Source organism: Parapedobacter sp. 2B3 (assembly GCF_041925275.1).
GTDB classification, from domain to species: Bacteria; Bacteroidota; Bacteroidia; order Sphingobacteriales; family Sphingobacteriaceae; genus Parapedobacter; species Parapedobacter pyrenivorans_A.
The window spans coordinates 22132-39891 of record NZ_JBHEUZ010000024.1; the positions used below are offsets into that span (position 1 = coordinate 22132).

14 protein-coding genes are annotated in these 17760 nt (G+C 48.1%); 5 read left to right on the forward strand and 9 right to left on the reverse strand.

Annotation, left to right across the window (positions count from 1 at the left end):
• Position 1: 1 nt before the first annotated feature.
• On the forward strand, positions 2 to 1369 hold the full coding sequence (locus tag ACEVG1_RS19075) for a hypothetical protein (protein ID WP_374745327.1): 1368 nt from the start codon (positions 2 to 4) through the stop codon (positions 1367 to 1369).
• 30 nt (positions 1370 to 1399) lie between these two features.
• Here ACEVG1_RS19075 and ACEVG1_RS19080 read toward each other — a convergent pair whose 3' ends face one another.
• The 7 genes from ACEVG1_RS19080 to ACEVG1_RS19110 all read right to left on the reverse strand — a co-directional run bounded on the left by ACEVG1_RS19080 (position 1400) and on the right by ACEVG1_RS19110 (position 10576).
• A complete protein-coding gene (locus tag ACEVG1_RS19080; protein WP_374745328.1) occupies positions 1400 to 3094 on the reverse strand; it encodes a GMC oxidoreductase in 1695 nt (564 codons plus the stop codon).
• A gap of 6 nt (positions 3095 to 3100) precedes the next feature.
• Positions 3101 to 3679 (reverse strand): gluconate 2-dehydrogenase subunit 3 family protein, encoded by a 579-nt coding sequence (locus tag ACEVG1_RS19085; RefSeq protein WP_374745329.1) that lies wholly within the window; start codon positions 3677 to 3679, stop codon positions 3101 to 3103.
• Between the two features lie 22 nt (positions 3680 to 3701).
• Positions 3702 to 4895, reverse strand: a complete 1194-nt coding sequence (locus tag ACEVG1_RS19090) for a glycosyltransferase (protein ID WP_374745330.1) — start codon at positions 4893 to 4895, stop codon at positions 3702 to 3704.
• A gap of 2 nt (positions 4896 to 4897) precedes the next feature.
• Entirely contained in the window at positions 4898 to 6100 is a 1203-nt protein-coding gene (locus ACEVG1_RS19095) for a glycosyltransferase (RefSeq protein WP_374745331.1), read from the reverse strand.
• Positions 6101 to 6228: 128 nt separating this feature from the next.
• The gene (locus ACEVG1_RS19100; protein ID WP_374745332.1) at positions 6229 to 7716 is read right to left on the reverse strand and encodes an O-antigen ligase family protein; all 1488 of its coding nucleotides are present in this window, start codon (positions 7714 to 7716) and stop codon (positions 6229 to 6231) included.
• Positions 7694 to 9865 carry a GumC family protein gene (locus ACEVG1_RS19105; protein ID WP_374745333.1) on the reverse strand — a complete coding sequence of 724 codons (2172 nt, stop codon included), beginning with the start codon at positions 9863 to 9865 and terminating at the stop codon, positions 7694 to 7696. The genes ACEVG1_RS19100 and ACEVG1_RS19105 overlap by 23 nt, the downstream gene beginning before the upstream one ends.
• A gap of 24 nt (positions 9866 to 9889) precedes the next feature.
• The gene (locus ACEVG1_RS19110) at positions 9890 to 10576 is read right to left on the reverse strand and encodes a TolC family protein (protein ID WP_374745334.1); all 687 of its coding nucleotides are present in this window, start codon (positions 10574 to 10576) and stop codon (positions 9890 to 9892) included.
• 297 nt (positions 10577 to 10873) lie between these two features.
• Between ACEVG1_RS19110 and ACEVG1_RS19115 the strand changes: the two genes are divergently transcribed.
• From ACEVG1_RS19115 to ACEVG1_RS19130, 4 genes are all read left to right on the forward strand, one after another.
• Entirely contained in the window at positions 10874 to 12493 is a 1620-nt protein-coding gene (locus ACEVG1_RS19115; protein ID WP_374745335.1) for a hypothetical protein, read from the forward strand.
• 14 nt (positions 12494 to 12507) lie between these two features.
• Positions 12508 to 13428, forward strand: coding sequence for a beta-1,6-N-acetylglucosaminyltransferase (locus ACEVG1_RS19120; protein ID WP_374745336.1), 921 nt, complete (start codon positions 12508 to 12510; stop codon positions 13426 to 13428).
• Positions 13425 to 14417: an acyltransferase family protein gene (locus tag ACEVG1_RS19125; protein WP_374745337.1), complete on the forward strand. Its 993-nt coding sequence runs from the start codon at positions 13425 to 13427 to the stop codon at positions 14415 to 14417. The genes ACEVG1_RS19120 and ACEVG1_RS19125 overlap by 4 nt, the downstream gene beginning before the upstream one ends.
• A 132-nt stretch (positions 14418 to 14549) precedes the next feature.
• Positions 14550 to 16082 (forward strand): hypothetical protein, encoded by a 1533-nt coding sequence (locus tag ACEVG1_RS19130; protein ID WP_374745338.1) that lies wholly within the window; start codon positions 14550 to 14552, stop codon positions 16080 to 16082.
• A 34-nt stretch (positions 16083 to 16116) separates the two neighbouring features.
• Here ACEVG1_RS19130 and ACEVG1_RS19135 read toward each other — a convergent pair whose 3' ends face one another.
• Together ACEVG1_RS19135 and ACEVG1_RS19140 are read right to left on the reverse strand one after the other, a co-directional pair.
• Positions 16117 to 17202, reverse strand: coding sequence for a sugar transferase (locus tag ACEVG1_RS19135; RefSeq protein WP_374745339.1), 1086 nt, complete (start codon positions 17200 to 17202; stop codon positions 16117 to 16119).
• Positions 17186 to 17575 carry a response regulator gene (locus ACEVG1_RS19140; RefSeq protein ID WP_374745340.1) on the reverse strand — a complete coding sequence of 130 codons (390 nt, stop codon included), beginning with the start codon at positions 17573 to 17575 and terminating at the stop codon, positions 17186 to 17188. Before ACEVG1_RS19140 ends, ACEVG1_RS19135 begins: the two co-directional genes overlap by 17 nt.
• Positions 17576 to 17760 lie beyond the last annotated feature (185 nt).

Genomic DNA, 17760 nt, shown 5'->3' on the forward strand with positions numbered 1-17760 from the left:
AATGGACATCGCAACAATACTAATTGTTGTAGCCGGTTACTTTTTGTCGGTTTCCGGGTCTTGCGATTCCTCGAAAAACAGGGATGCGACGCCAACGTCGCCGTCGGATACCATACCCTATCCGAACGACCCGGATATGGTTATACTCGAATTTGGCACAGGCACCGGCGGCACCCTCACCATCGATGGCAACAACTTTGATTACCCCTGCAAAACAGGCATCCGGATTAAAAACGGCCGTTATGCCGGCATTACCATAAGGAATATCAAAAGTACAGGATGTCCGGTGGTCATTTTCAGCGACGGCCAGGTAACCCTCTCGGGGACACGGTCGGCGATGACGCTTGCCGATTTGAATGGAGTCGTCATAACGGGAGACCCGAACTACGGAACGGCTAAGCAATTCGTTTTCGAAAACAACAACTACCGCGCTGTCGTCATGCAAGGCGAAATAAGCAACGTCACGCTAAGTAACATGGTGTTCCGGAACGTCGCCGATTACGTTATCTCCTACGATAACAATCTCCGTTATACCGGGCAACCGGGGTCCTTTAGCGAAAACCTGAAATTGCTCAGGATGGATTGCGAACGTTGCGGCCAATTTATCCAATTCAATGGCTCGATATCGAGGAACGGCCTAACAGGCGTGTACAAAGGCATCGAAATCGCCTACCTTACCTATAAGGATTCACCAGCGGCCGGAAATATCGTCTACATCAACAATGCATTTGATTATAACATACACCACAACACCGTTTCGAATGTGAACAGTGCAAATAACAACCACAATGCGATGTTCCACCTTATCGGCAACGGCCGCTTCCATAACAACCTGATCAACACCCACCAAGGAAACAGCATACGCGCGTGGACAGTGAGTCTTGGTAGTTCCCCGCAGGATGTATTGATCTATAACAACATTGTCTACAATTCGCGCAAGTATTCGGCATTTGAAGTACAGGGGTTTACAGCCTATCGCGTGGACGGGCAAACAACGTATGCGAATGCCAAAATATTCAACAACACATGTGGCAGCCTTAATACGTCGAGGGATAACTTCCCCGCCTCGGTCGTTGATGTTTATGGGTTAGTGGGCGGCACATGCGAAGTGTTCAACAATTTGGGTTATGACTTCCCCGTTAGGAGTACACATAGCGACATTTGGCACCCGCTTGGTGATACGCGCATCAGTGGATCAAACAACCTCTACTTCGATCTGTTTTCGCAAGTTGGGTTTACGGACGCAACTTCGTTTAAATTAAACAGCGCATCGGCAGCAAAAAACAAAGGCAAAGGCACCCTTGCGGAAACCGATTTCTACGGCAATACGCGTCATGCAGCCAACCCGTCAATAGGCGCTGTTGAATAATGCCGTCGGCGCTGTTGCTTTTTCCATTGCTCACAGATTCCCCTTTTTCAGTTCGGAAACCGCATAGTCACACGCCCGTGCGGTAAGTGCCATATACGTCAATGAAGGGTTTTGGCAAGCAGACGATGTCATGCAGCTTCCATCGGTTACGAAAACATTCTTCACGGTATGTACCTGGTTAAAACCGTTCAGTACCGACGTGGCGGGGTCGTGGCCCATACGGGCGGTACCCATCTCATGGATGGTGCTTCCACCCGGCTTGTGGTAATTGAAGGTAGACACCTCTTCGCATCCACTGCGCGCCAACATGTCACCGGCGGTATGCTCGATATCGGCCATCATGTTGGATTCGTTGTGCCCGTAATTAAACGAAATGCGCACGAGGGGGATTCCCCACTGATCCTTTTTTTGGCTATCCAACGCCACCCGGTTATGTTCATAGGGTAGGCATTCGCCCCAACCTGCCATCCATACCGACCAGGGACCAGGCCGGGTCAGCTTGTCTTTAAACCCCTTTCCGAAACCCGAGAGGTGCGCCGACCGATCCTCCCATTCCTGTCGTTCACCATGGCCTTGGAAACCATATCCACGTTTGAAATCAAGTCCTTCATTTTCGGTGATATTCCTGAATCTGGGTATGATAAAACCACAGGGCCTTCTCCCCTTGTAATATTTGTCGGCCAACTTACCGTGGAATATGCCATAAGCGCCAGCGTACGAATGGTGGTCCATGAGATTGCGGCCCAGTTGACCGCTGTCGTTACCCATTCCGTCGGGAAACCGTTTTGACGTGGAGTTCAGCAGTATGGCCGTTGTAGCTATCGTAGATGCATTGAGAAAAATGATGCGTGCACGGTATTCCTTTACTTCCTGCGTGATGGCATCCATCACCCTAACGCCTGTCGCCTTGCCAACCGTGTCGTCGTAGATGATTTCCGTAACAATGGCAAACGTATGTGTTGTTAAGTTCCCCGTTAGTGCGGCAACGGGAAGCGTGCCACTGTTGGAACTGAAGTAGCCGCCATAGGGGCACCCCCTGGAACAGAGGTTTCTGTTTAAGCAAATACCCCGCCCGTCAATAGGCTGGGTCGCGTTTGCAACCCGGGCCACCGTCAGTTTCCGGCTTCCTTTATATTGCCTCTCAATCTGTTCGGCAAAATACTGTTCAATGCAATTCAACGGCATCGCTGGCTGGAAAATCCCATCGGGCAGCTGTTTCAGATGATCCGATTGGCCACTCACACCGATAAAGCGCTCTACGTAGTCATACCAAGGCTTCAAGTCCGCGTAACGTATCGGCCAGTCTACCGCGACACCGTCCCGAAGGTTGGCTTCAAAATCCAGATCACTCCACCGGTAACATTGCCGTCCCCACGTAAGCGATCTTCCACCAAGCTGATAACCGCGTATCCAATTGAACGGTTTCTCTTGGATATAGGGATGCTCATGGTCGTTGACGAAAAAATGTTTGTTTGCACCATCATAACACGTGCTTTGCACGGGGTTCTCCTGAACATCGGCGACCGCGTTCTTTATACCTGTTTTAAACTCCCAGGGATCCATGATCGCTGTTGGGTAGTCCTTGATATGTTCCACAGGGCGGCCACGTTCCAGCAGCAACGTCTTCAACCCGCTTTCACAAAGTTCCTTGGCCGCCCAGCCGCCGCTTATGCCCGATCCAACCACAATGGCGTCGTAAATTTCGGGAGAAGAGTTGATATTCATTTGCTGTTATTTTGTAGCCCAAGAGTGTTGTCCGGGCTTGAGATCAATGCACGGGACGTAATGCACCGGAACCGGATCGTAGGCGAGTCCATCAACGCATCCTGATTTGGATGTGCAGTACCCCTCTACGGTAAATGTCTTCAAGATATCGATGAACGAACGGCCGAACAGCTTACGTTTTATACGGAACGGTAGGCTGCCCCGCTCCCACTCCCTCGTTTCCATTACGGTCAACACCTGCTCCCGCTGCTCCAGTGAACAGACAGAAAACGATTTGCCAAACTTCTTGACGCCAAGGGCGTCCACTTCTTCCAGCCCCATATAAAAGCCGGTCGCTTCGTTTTTTGTAAGGAACTGTTTAACCTTGTCGATAACGAATGTGGCAACTCCTGCACTTCGAGCGCCCGGTGTGTCGGTTTCCGGGATAATCGCTTCGACCAGCAGCTCAACCAATTGCCTTTTGCCGTCTAGATAACCGTCCGGATAGGTCTTAAACAGATGGAAAGCCCGCTTGCAAGCGTAAAGCAATGAAAACACCATGGCCAGCACCACAACGATGACCGCAATTGATTGCCTCCTATTCATTGATTTTGGTACCATAACCAAGCTAATCCATGTCGTCAATATGCTTTATTACCGTATGTTTTGTTGCCACTGAAATCTGATTGGCCTTTCTGGCTTTCGTCAGCGACACTACCTGGTAGAACATGAACCTCGGTATCGACCGTAATGCACGGTACACAGATCGGGGTAGGTTTGCATGGTGCATGGCGATAAAAAATCCGCATCCAAATAACAGGAATGCCGCCAGCCAACACATCACACCCGCTACATTAGATGTAACCGCATTGACCGAAAGCGCCAGTGCAGCCAACAACAGGAATATAAATAACGGGGGACGAAGCAGGATGAAACCGAACCATAATTGGTTCCTATCCCAACGGCGCAGCCCACGCCCCAACAGTTTGAAGCCGAATTTCACGTAGCGGAACCAGGTGTTTATCCACCTCGAACGTTGTTTGACCAATTGATCGGAATGGGCGGTTTTCTCGTCAAACACCCACGCATCCGGTGCAAATGCGATGCGGTGGCCACGCTTGACGATCTCGAACTGCAGTACCTTATCGAACCCTGCTCCCTCGACCACCACCTTTTCCAAACATTCCCGGTAGAGGGCTACCGTAAACGCCATTCCAGACCCCGCCAGCGTTGCCGATGAACCGACCTCAAAAAGGAGCTTTCCGTCATAGAAATGGTAATAGGCATCCCTTGCGGCGTCCAGGCAAGCTAACGTGGTATCCATGTTTTTGGCCTTACGTACGCCTTGGACGGCCTGGAATCCATCGTCAAAATAAGCATCCAATGCACGCAGGTATTGGCGATGCACCAAATTGTCGCTATCAATGATGGTAAGCCGGTCGTGACGGCGTATGAAACGATCAATGGCATAAAAATGGGATTTCGTATTGCCGGCAAGTACCCCTGGCGGACGCAGCAGCGTCACCTTTTCATGGGCGAAATCGAAATCCAAGCCTTCGCAGTTATCGAGTACAACGTATACATGGAAATTTGGATAGTCCATTTTCAGCAATGATTCGATCGCTTGCGACACACCGTTTACATGTCCGAAGACGGTCAAGATAACGGCATAATCTGCTTCCGTGCCGGGCTTTCGTTGGATGACGGGGCAACGGGCGAATCGATGGACTACATAGCTCACCACTGGACACACCAAAAAGGCACCGATCAACAGCTGCGCGGCCAACCAACAAGTATCTAACAACAGTAACAATGCATCCATACCTATTTCCTATGGTTGTTTTCCACCTCGGTGATAGCACCGTAGATGGCTGCTACCGAATTTTCCCATGTGTGATTCCGTGCAAACTCCTTACGCTGGTCAGCCAGTGCCGGTGTGTCCGTTTGCAACGCCCGCTCAATCAAACCCACGTACTGGTATCTATCGTCAGCGAGGAATACAAAATCAGCAAAACACTCCATGGCACGTGTCGAGGTAGCCACCACCGGCTTTCCCATTACCAAGTACTCATCTACTTTGCGGGGATAATTGCCGATGGTAAGATGGTTGACCTGCTGTGGATTGATACATACATCGAAACGTTGGATGTATGCGGGCAATTCCTTGGGTTGCCTCTGGCCCACAAACAACACATTTCCGAGCTGATGTAGCGACGATTGCGCAAAACCATCGTCTTCCGGTCCCACCAAAACCAGCTGCCATTCCGGCTTCGATAGCGCAATATGTTCAATAATCGCCACATCCAAACGGAGGCTATGGAGCGCACCCACATAGCCAACGATAGGCCGATCGGTCATACCGCGCAGTTCATCCGGTGTATTCAGCAACGGAGCCGTATCCGTATTGAAATCACATCCTTGCCCTACATCATAGGCATTTGCATTGTATTGCCTGCAATAGTCGGCCAGATACGCCGAATTGGCTACGCACAGATCATTGGCTGCAATGACAAGCGGCTCCAGCCGTTGCCCATGCTTCTTCCAGTACGGGGTAGCTAAGATATAGTCCCTCGAGTAGTAAATCCGCTGTTTAGGCCGTAAGTATTCCGTTAAATAAAAGCACTTAATTATTTCATTATCATTAAATAAATAATAATCTTCAAACCCCAATTTATCGATTGCTGTCAAGATGGACTTTGCGAATCTGCGGTTATTGCGCCTATTAATCCAATCAAACAAAGCAGGTATTCCCAGCCAGTTGATGGATTCAACGATGCAATCCGGATAAAGGTTCCAGATATTATCGGCAACTTGCACCAGCCCCGTTGCTTTGCCTTCAATCACATCCAGCCGCCGTTGTACCGGGTCATCGCCACGGCTACGAAGCGAGGTGATACGATCGAGCGGCGAATTGACATAGAGCACTTTATTCCTTTTACTGATTTCCAATGCGATATCTTTGCAATTGCTTCCAATCTGCGTATCCCAAGGCTGCTGACCAACGATGATAAAATTATTGTTTTCCACGCAATAGAAATGATTAATGCCCTACCTCATTCTTATACAACCTTATCCCCCTGATGAATCCGATGAGCAAGCAAATTACTCCCGGCAAAATAAAAATCTCAAATGGCATAAAAATTCAACTTACGAGTTCACACGTGACGATTAATTGCTGCGGGTTCAAGATGCTTATCCCATTTCGGACTCACATATACAAACACCCAAGTGATATATACGATAAACAATGCCGGGACCCTGTTTATAACTTCATTGCCATAACTTGCGAAAAAAGTGCCGATTGAGGCAGCCATCAATGCGATGAGCTTTACGCGGAGCCCCTGGTCCCGGATATTCCAGATGTAACCGGCACATTTACCGATAATATAGAGGAGCATACAAAACCAAATGGTCAGACCAACGATGCCATACATCGCCCAGACCTTTACCCAATAACTATCGGGTTCGACTTTAGACAGGAATTTATCGCTATTGTATTTATGCCCCCAAGCCCCGATAACACCGAGACCACCACCGAACGGAAGGTCCTTCATGTAGTTACGCAATATCTGCTGATTTTCAAAGCGTAGGTTCAACGATGCATCCTGCGGATCCAATGCGGTGCGGAGCCGATAGATGTGGTAGTTTCCACTACCGATATGGGTATACTTCAACATGCCCAGCGCCAATATCCCGGCCAGCACCCCGATTACCAGGACTTTGTAGCTCTTGAACAACATGATCGCAGCAAAAGCACCGAATACGATGACAAACAACGATCCCCGCGTACCCGAAATCAACATTCCGTACAACAATATAACGGTTGCAATCGCCAGCGCCCCTTTCACCCAAAGCCGAAATGGTCCAAATATGAGCACCCCCGTAACAAGTGCTATGTGCGCCTGCATGGCTCCGAACATCCCTGCGTCCGTAAAAAAAGAAAATACTCGTAACTGCCCCCATATCAAATGGGTAATCGCATTATCCTGCACAAACACCTGTTCCCCGGGTAGTAGCCCGTAATACAACTGCCGGGCCCCGTTCAGCGAGGCGAAAACAGATAGGATAACGATAAGCCCGATGAATATATTCAGGTGCTGTTTCGTATCAAAAAGCAAAAAAGCCAGCATGACCACGAGCAGGCCATACAGCCCCGCTGTACGAAGTTCCTGAAACCAGCCCACAATGCTTCCGCCGTATGGATTTGCTACCTGGAGCACGCTGATGGCAAACCATATTGCCGTCAGAATGACGAGATCGTTCGATAAATTCGCCCATTTATGCTTAGGGACCCCCAGGAAGGTCGCTAAAAACGTGATGAGAAAAAGCCCCTCGATACCGATTCCGAATTGTATAGGATAAAATTCCCTCGCAAAAAAAGGCAGTACGAAACCGTATAGCAGGATGGTCATGAGGCCCAATTCGGGCTTTTTGTATAAAAATATGCAATAAATCACGCCAAGCCAAAGGGCAGGCACCACCATGGCTCCAACGACACCGAATTTGACTGTAAGCACGCCCACCCCCACAGCGCTTAACAGGCCCGCAATCAACAATAAGGTCCTTGTCCCCATGGCCTTGTCTAACCCCAGCCACGATCGAAACGACCATACGCTCGTGTTAATTGCCCGCCAACCCTTCATTGATCTCGACACTTACTTGGTTGAAAATCCATCCCGAGAAATTGGGCAGGGATGCAATGAATCCGAGAAACGCCTTATCCCCATCCTGGATGGGTGTACCCCATTTGTAAACGGCCACTGCCTTATCGGTGAGCATGAGCCATTCCTTGGCTTTGTTGACGTTCCGGAGGCTGTCGATATCGATCAGGATAATGTCAAACGTCTCCCGGAGTACCTCAAACCCGGCCAGCAGGTTATCCGCATGTTTCAGCTCCAGTATCGAGCTGTTGTTCGGATTTCTATTCAAAACCGTTATCAAGTCCTCGGCTTTAATCTCCTTTTTGACCAGGAAATGTTCAAACTGATTGAGGTTTTGAGATTCCCCGTTATTGGTCAATAGGGATGTCAGGTCCGCGGTCCCGTCGCCAATCAATAAAACCTTCTTTCCGATAAGCGCAAAAGCATAGGCAAGACTCGATGCCACAAATGTTTTTCCCTCTCCTGCACGCAAACTGGTTATACCAAGCACCTTTTGGCCATCGCCCAAAACAGCGGTATTGAGTTCAAAACGCAGCGCCCGGATGAGGTCCTGATAGATCGTATATGCGGGTGTGTCCGATCCATTGTGCCAAATATTCCGTAGGTCCTTATCCTTCGTTCTGAGCATATTCAAACTGCCGAGCACTTTCGCGCCGGTCCTTTCGGCCAATTGGTTTGCCGTAACGATCCGGTTATCCAGCATAAACAACAGCAGGAACACCGCGATGCAAATCGACCCGCTAGCAACCCCCGAAAGTCCCAGGAACAGCACTTTCTTCGATGGTTCCGCGAGACCGGGGTGGCCTTTCTCTACCATACGCAGTTTCAACCCGCTCACGTTCTCGAAACTCGCCTGGTTATACCGGTTCATTGCCTCGGTATATTCCTTCACGGCCAAATCGGCTTCCCGTTCAAGGTTTTGCACACCGGCATCGGCCGGCATCATCCCATAATACTTGCTTCGTAACGAGCTTAGGTTATCATCGATGGCGTTGATGCTACTCCGTGCCTTCGAAAGCGCAATCTCCAGGTTATTCCGTTCCGTTACCAATCCCTGCCTGATCGCCTGGGGGTTTTTAAGCGACTGCGTTGACAGATTGGCTATCACGACCGACCTAAGTCCCTGGAGGGAATCAATTTTTTGCTTATCAATTGCCTGATAGCCATTGTCTACATACTGCTGGTTCGCAAGCTCCAACTGCTTATTCAAGCGGATTAATTCTGTGTTATTCTCCGATACGCGCGAATTGACATCGCTATTATTTTCATCCGAGAGTTTGCGGTTGATTTCTGCAATCGCAGCGGTCAACGATTCAATCTCACCTACTACCCGCGAGCGTTGGCTCTCGGCCTCAGATACCTGTTTATACAACACTTCCGCCTGGGCACTTACATTTAAAACCCCGCTGGTTGATTTATAATTACGGAGTTCGGCATTCTTCCGGTTCATCACCTCTTCTTTCTCGCGCAAAACCGAATCAAGCAGCGCCAGCCCTATCTGTTCACTGGATGTAGAGCTCGATTCGTATTCGCTAATAAAATCGCCTGACAAGGTATTGACCACGAAAGCCGAGAGGTACGGACTCTTCGATTCGAATAGAATATCGATTTGATCGGTCTCGCCGCGGCGGCCAACCATCAGGTTGTCGTATATGGCTGCCTCGTGGTAACCCATCGATTTCAAATAGGCATAGAGGTCGTATCTCCCGGTATCGATCGGCAAAACCAATTGGCGATTGGCCAAGCGCCCCCGGTAACTATCGGCCAGCAGGCGCCGGTCTTCGTCCGAGAGTTCCAAAAGGGCCTTTGACAATGGCTGGAACGTATTGTCGGGCTGTTCCAGGTCGTGCAAGATCAATTTTATGGAAAGGGCATTTACCAGGTCTTTCGCCTTGACAGCTTCGGTCAAATTTGAGAATTGCTGGCTCACCTGGTAATAGTCGGGCGTGCTCTGCGAAAGGATTTCTTGGGAACGGTCCGAGATTCCAGTAGAGATCCTCGCTAACGAGCGATATTTTTTGGGAAGTTCTTTCAATAGGAAAAACGTGATGACCAAACACACCAACGGGGTAAAGATCACCACCCATTTGAACCTCAACAAATACTTCCAGAACGCAACGATATCAATCATATGAATATCCTGTTTATGAATCGGTTACTTTACTTCTGATAATTTTGCACCTATGATTTCTTCCAGTGCATCTTGCGCAACCAATATCGCAATCCTAGCCTGCAGAAGTGTCGTCTCCGCATTGGAAACCGAAGCCTTTGCTGTAGCGTAGTCTGTCAGTTCAATTTCGCCTTTCTCAAACCGGTATTGCAGGCCCTCTGCCAACACTTTATAATCTTCCAATGCCTGCATTTTCAACCCGAGATCCTCCCTGGAGCGTTGGTACTCGTAATACCTCTTTTTCACCTCATTGGCCAGTACATCCTCATAAGCCTCGGCTTGGAGTTTAGCAATCTCATAGTCAAATTTTGCCTGTTTTACCTGAGCGGGCCGTTGGAGGAACGTCGCAAGATTGAGATTCACGCCAAACTGGAATCCATTGGTCAAATAGGGATTGTCGATGTTAATTGCACTCCGATCATTAGGCCGATAAAAGTAAGAGGCGTTCAGCATATCCAAATACCCCAACGGAACTGCCTTGTAGACACTGCGTGCTTTCTGCTCGGTCAACTCAGCGATTCTCCGCTGCGGATAATGCTGCTTCGCCAATTCGATATAACGCTCCAATTGTTGATAGTTAATGCCTACATCACGTCCGGCATCCATCTGCGCGTACACCGATACCGTACAAACCACCATCGTGACAACCAAAGACAAAAAACTTTTTTTCATAGTATAAGATTCTGTTTTGTTGATGAATTTTTCTAAAAAACAATTTCATAGACCCTGTAGAAATACCGAGTAATCCCACACGTTTCCTGGCATTGCTGCTCGCAAAATTGATATTAATTTCGTTGGCTAGTTCACTGATTCAACGACTTTATCTGATTTTGTAGTATTACACCTACATTTGTAGTGATTGCACTACAAACACATATAATTGCACGTCAAAAACAGGCACCAACGTGCGTGGAACGCGAAAATAGCGTACTTTCGCACAACGGTAGTAAGAAGAAAATTTCACTAGATATGGCTACACGACTAAGTAGAAAGTATCCCGCCGTGCTTGCTTGCCTGTTGGTCTCCATCGGCTACACCAACTGCGCAAAAGATGGCAATAAGGGGCAGAAAGAGACACCCACCACACCGAACGATACACTTTCGGTAACGCCGCCCGGCGAAAGCGACCGGAAGTTCAAGTATATGCTGGGGATTAACGGATTCGAATGGGAATTTTTGTCGGACGCGAACGAACTGAGTGCAGCAAAGACCGATTTAATTAAACCATTTGCCGAGTTCAGGCATTACCTCGACTGGCATCGTATCGAAGACGTGGAGGGCGAATATACATTCAGCCCCACCGCAAGCGGAAACTGGAGCTACGATGATATTTATGCATGGTGCAAACAAAACGATGTCAACGTGCTGACGTGCCTGAAAACGGTGCCCGACTGGTTTTTACAAGGCTATTATCCGGCCAACCAACGGGATGAAGAGAATGCGCCTGCGCCCTACGGAGCGGACAAAACCGATCCGGCATCTTATTTGATGTTCTCAAAACTTGCTTTCCAGTTCGCCGCGAGGTATGGCAGTAACGCGAATGTAGACCCGGCTTTGGTATCCGTTGCTGCCAAACCCTCCTGGGCACCGAATCAAAAGAAAATAGGGCTAAATCTGATCAAATATATTGAATGCAACAATGAGCCGGACCGATGGTGGAAAGGTGCGAAAGCGCAGCAAAGTGCTGAGGAATACGCTGCCAACTTATCTGCATTTTACGACGGGCACCAAGGTAAGTTGGGACCCGGTGTTGGGGTCAAGAGCGCAGATCCCAACATGATCGTGGTTATGGGAGGTCTCGCGGGGCCGGACCCCGACTTTGTTAGAAAAATGGTGGCCTGGTGCCTGGAAAACCGTGGCCTTAAATCCGACGGCTCCGTAGATCTTTGTTTCGATGTGGTGAACTACCACCATTATTCAAACAATAAACAAAGCGACTGGTCGGCCCCCGGAATCCGCGGAGAGGCTCCGGAGATTTCAGAATCGCCGAAAGTTGCCCAGCGGTTCGTGGAAATGGCAAATGATGACCTTGGCGGGATGGAAGTATGGGTTACCGAATTGGGGTACGACAACAATCCGAACAGTCCGCAACGTGCGTTGGCTATCGCCAAGAGCAACAAATCCATTGCGGAGACGCAAGCGGACTGGTCAATCAGATCATGCTTGATGTATGCGCGACTTGGCATACAGCGTATCCACTTTTACATGCTGAACGATGTAAATATCAATAGCAGCACCCAATACAGTTCATCCGGGTTTGTGGATGCCCGTGGCAGCCGGCGGCCAGCGCTGGACTATGTATTGCAAACCAGGGCGCTGTTGGGCGAATACCATTATTCCCGCACGTTGGCAACCGATCCCTTCGTGGACCTCTATGAATTGGACGGGAAGAAAATCTACGTATTGGTTGTGCCCGATGAGATCGGACGGGAAGCCACATACGAACTTGAAGTCGGCACTGCCAGCCAAGTGAAAATATACCACCTACAAGCTGGGTCGGACAAAATGCGTGAAACGGTAGCGACCCCCACCGGGGGTAAACTAACATTGACCGTTACCGAAACACCTTTATTTGTCGAGCCGCTTTAATAGCAGGTTTCACCATGTTAACAACGATATCCAGTGTATTGGGCCTTCAAAGTGAGGTCGACACCATGATTGCCCATCTCATATTGGTGCACTGCCACCCTGCCCAATTGGCCAAGTTGGTCAAAGCACTTATCCATCCGCGTTCCGCGGTATATATCCATGTCGATAAAAAAGCAGCTATCGAACCCTTTGTCGATGCCGTAGGCGCCTTACCCAATTGCCACTTCGTCAAGAACCGAAGCAGCGTCAACTGGGGTGGCTATAGCATGGTAAAGGCAACACTCCACTCGTTTTCAGAGATCGCTGAAAGCGGAGTGGACTACACGTTCATCAACCTGTTGAGTGGGGCCGATTATCCCCTGCGCCCCGCCGGCCATTTCCATGCGTACTTGGCCCACCATCGGGGCAAATCATTCTTCGAATTTGAAACCGAGGGCTCAAGTTGGTGGCACAAGGCAAAGAGTCGGTTTACGCACTATCACTTTACAGATGTACGCCTTCGGGGCAAATACCTGTTTCAACGGCTGGTCAATACGGTAACCAAAGAACGGAAACCACCGGGTGGTTTAACTATCGTCGGACGGTCGCAATGGTTTACCATTGCCATGCAACACGTCAATTATATACTTGCTTATATTCGAAATAATCCGGCAATCGAGCGTTTTTTCAAATACACATGGGGACCGGACGAGCTTTTTTTCCAGACCATTCTCCTAAATTCGATATACCGGGACGATATCATCAATGATAATCTCCGCTACATCGACTGGAGCGATGGCCTCCCCAGCCCCAAAACGCTCTCCGAAACGGACTTTTGTAATCTCCAAGCATCGGGAAAATGGTTCGCAAGGAAGCTGCATGTCGATATTTCGGCAACATTAATGGACCGCATAGACAACGAATTGCTGACAGACCATAACGTTGCCGAACAATGAGCCGAAACCGCCTTCCGCTCATCGATTTCTTGAAGGGGTATTCCATTTTTACCATTGTGGTTTACCATATACTGCAACGGTTCGACCTGCCAGGGTTCCTTTCGCTCGCAATTAATTTCGGGGCCGCGGGTATTTATGTTTTTATCCTTTGCTCGGGCTTCGGTCTTTTTCTATCCCAACAGAAGAGGCCGCTGACCTATTTCCAGTTCTTAAGAAAACGGCTGCTAAAAATCTATGTTCCGTATATCTTGGTGGTATTGGTAGCAGCCGCCATTCCCTTTGTTCATGTTGGCGGTGACCGTTTTGAAGCGTTATTGAGCCATGTTTTCCTGTTCAAAATGTTTGACGAGCGGTATATTAATTCGTTTGGCGAACAATTTTGGTTCATATCAATGATCATCCAATTCTATTTCTTTTTCCCGCTGCTGTACACCATGGTCAACCGGTATCGATGGAAAGCATTGGCTGCCGCCTTTATCGTCAGTCTGGTTTGGCCGACCATCGTCTGGATCCTCGGAAAAACGGAATTTCGCGTATGGAATAGTTTCTTTCTACACTTCCTTTGGGTATTTGTGCTGGGGATGGTATTAGCCGCCAGGTACGGCTACAGTCAGTTTTTCATGAAGAGATTATCCATCCCCCTGCTTTTGGTATTGGCTGTAGTGGGGATCACGCTGACCGGCATATCGGGGGCCAGCGGGGGGGTATTGAAACTTTACAACGATATCCCGTCAATGGTGGGATACCTTAGTTTTGCCCTATTGATATACGCCGCTGGCATCAAGTGGTTAAACAGATTCTTTATCTATACAAACCAGTTTTCCTATGAATGGTATTTGCTCCATATGCTGGTTATCGACTGTGTCCTCGCGCTAACGGGATCAGCATCCCTTGGGTTAATTGAAGGTATCGTCGTTTTGGCAACAAGTTATGTATTAGCCATTGGCTATCACCGGTTACTGAAGCCGGTGCTTTATGCCAAAATCTAACCGGGCTCCCTAGCCAGAGACGCAAATAAAAATCAAAAAAAAATTAATACAAAAGAATAATATGTATCTTCGCGTTTGTAGTATTTTTACTACAAAAACATTTTTTTACAAAAATACGCTATTACGCAGAGAATGAAGCATCGTATTATCTGGCATTTTCCCTTCCCAACCCTTCTCCTACTTGTTTTAATAGCGGCCTCGTGCAAGAAAGTGATCGTGACCCCCGAGCCGCCACGGGAGGCTACCAACCAGGTGGTTACGGTCTATGATACGGTCATTGTAACCGATACCATCCACGTACAGGATACTACTTATTATACCGACACCGTTACCTATACCGATACCCTGCATATCATCGATACCATTCGGCACATTGATACCATTCGGTATGTTGATACCATCCGGACCACCGTTACCGACACCGTCAGGATTGTCGATACCATCAAAGTCTATGATACGATCCGTGTGACGATACCCACTACTCCCAATGTCGTTCCTCCTGATGGCGAAGGGGTGTTGGTAGGCAATGGCAGCGGGAACCTGACCATCACCGCCAGTACACTAAGTGGATCATCTTCAAAAACCATCCGGATACGGGAAGGCACTTACAGTACCATCACCATACAGAATATCGCTGGCACTGCCGATGCTCCCATAACCATCACCAATGCCGGCCCCATAGCGATCCAACAGGTAATGGAAACCCGGGATATCGATCACGTGATTATCAGTGGTAACGGCTCGGGAAACAACGACTATGGGTTTACATTTAGCAATCTCAGTTACCGCGCCATCCGCATGTATGGAAAGATGAACGGCGTAACGATACGTAACATGTCGTTTAGAAACATCGGTGATTATTGCATCGCCGGCGAAGCTAACAATGGCCGGAATTTATCATACGACGGTACCGCAGCTACGCGTACCGAGCGCTTCAAAATACTCAATTGCTTATTTGACAACACCGGCTCGATCGTTTTCGGCGGCCAGTTAAGCAGGTCGGGAGACACGGGCTTTTTCAAGGATGTAGAGATTGCCTACAACACCTTCCAAAACAGCGAAGCAGGCAACCTGGTGATTTTTTCCAATGTGCAGGATTATAATATCCATCACAACATTGTCGAATATGTAAACCAGCGAAATAACGCACATAACGGCATCTTTTTGATGCATGGAAATGGCCACTTCCACGATAATAAGCTCACCAATTACCAAGGCAATGCCATTCGTGCGTGGGTGTTTTCCAGGGGATCATCTGCCGCAACGATAGAAATCTACAACAACATTTGCTACAACAGCCGCAAATACAGTGCTTTCGAAATCCAAGAATTTTCAAACCAGTTGGTCCAAGGCAAAACAACATTCGTCAATGCCAAAGTATATAACAATACGGCTGGAAAGATGAATACTTCCCGCGATTGGCAGGGTCAATTGCTCGACCTCTACAATAACTCAGGAACATTGGCGTATTATAACAACCTCGGGTTCGAGCTCTATTCGAGCGACTCATACAAGCCGGTAACGGATATGATCAATAACATGGGAAGCACGAAGATTGTGGAAAAGGCAAATAATCAATATTATGCGTCGCAAAGCGACGCAATTAATAACGCAACTTCTTTTGTGTCAAAGCATAGTAATATCGGAGCTTCCCTTGACCTATAAGGGGTGTGGAACTCGGCGTTGTGGACCGCTACCGCTACACCGATTCCTTTTGGAAAAGCGCCGGAATCGTTCTCAACAATATAACCAAGTCCATCCAGAAGGAAAATTTCTGGGTGTAGACGTTATCCAGCTCTCGCCGCTCCCGATCTGACATTTCACTGCGACCCCGCTTGCTGACTTGCCAAAGGCCCGTTATACCTGCCGGCCCCAGGAAACGGGACGCCCATTGGTCGGAAGTAAGCATCTGTGCCTCATATAGCGGCAATGGCCTGTTGCCCACCAACGACATATCGCCTATCAATACGTTAAATAACTGCGGCAATTCATCGATACTTGTATTCCTTATAAAAGCACCGAATCTAGTAATACGCGGATCGTTGTTGATTTTTACAAATGCAGACTGGCCACCGTTGGCAGCATATTGATTCAACCCGCTTAGCTTACTCAGTTCCTTATCCGCATTTACGCGCATAGACCGGAACTTATAAAAATTAAAAACCTGGTATCCAAATCCCGCGCGCTGGCTTTTGTAAATGATCGGCCCTCTTGAATCAAGTTTGATGAGTATTGCCACCAAAAGCAATATCGGCGAACACAGGAGGATCAGCACAGACGAAACAAGGATATCAAAAATCCGCTTCGAAAGCGGAATCCGGTAGGGAACCAGCGATTTCCCCAAATTCGATAAGGAAGACTCATGCTGTAGCATTTTGAACCTGAAAATAAACGCTAGGCGTTCCTTTAGGTTCAGCACATTGAACGGATAGAAATAAATATCGTTTACGAGCGGCTTAAATATTTTTACGACGACATTTCGGTTTGCCTTGAAATTGAGTAGGATGATACTGATTCCCCGAGTCGTTGGATTATCGCGAATTTTTGTAACAAACCGTTCAATCGCTAGCAGGTCATCCCCTACTTCCAACAACAGTACTTCCGGTATGAGCAAGAGCGGACATTCTTGAATATATTTCTCTAAATCGCGTAGTTCATCGAACTTAACAATATGGGTATTGGCAAACATCCCCCCTTTAAATTCATCCCGAAACTTGGTGCCAAAATACCCGATGGATATGGTTAGAAAATGTTGTTCTTGTTTTAAATCAGTTAACAAATCCATAGGTGGAGGAATTAAATATATTTCCGATAGTTTCTTTCAGTTTGATCGGATCGAAGGGCTTATTGAGACAGTAGTTTATAAGAGATGGAAAGTCTTTTAACTCCTCTTGAATGGTTTCAGCTGCCGACAACACAATCACCGGTATATCGCAGTATAGACCGCTCACCTTAAGGCTCTTTAAGAAGGTCCTGCCGTCCATCTGGGGCATTACCCAATCCATGATGATCAAATCGGGGATTTCCTGTTTCTCCAACCAAAGGAATGCTTCGTATCCATTGGCAGTTGATCGTACATCAAACTCTTTCGACAGGATGAAATGGAGCAGTCGCTGTATCGTTGGTTCGTCTTCTACAAGGAGTATTTGTTTCTTCATACCGTAAACTTGATTCAGCGTGTTTTTTTCACAAGCAAATCTCCAAGTTTTCACAAGAAAACAAGCAGAAAAACCTACAATAAACTTCTTTTGTAGCCAATCCACTACAATCGAGTAGGAGGAAAATAGAATAGTTTTCCTCCTATTCTATTTTCCGACCTCTCACACCACCCGGCATACCGTTC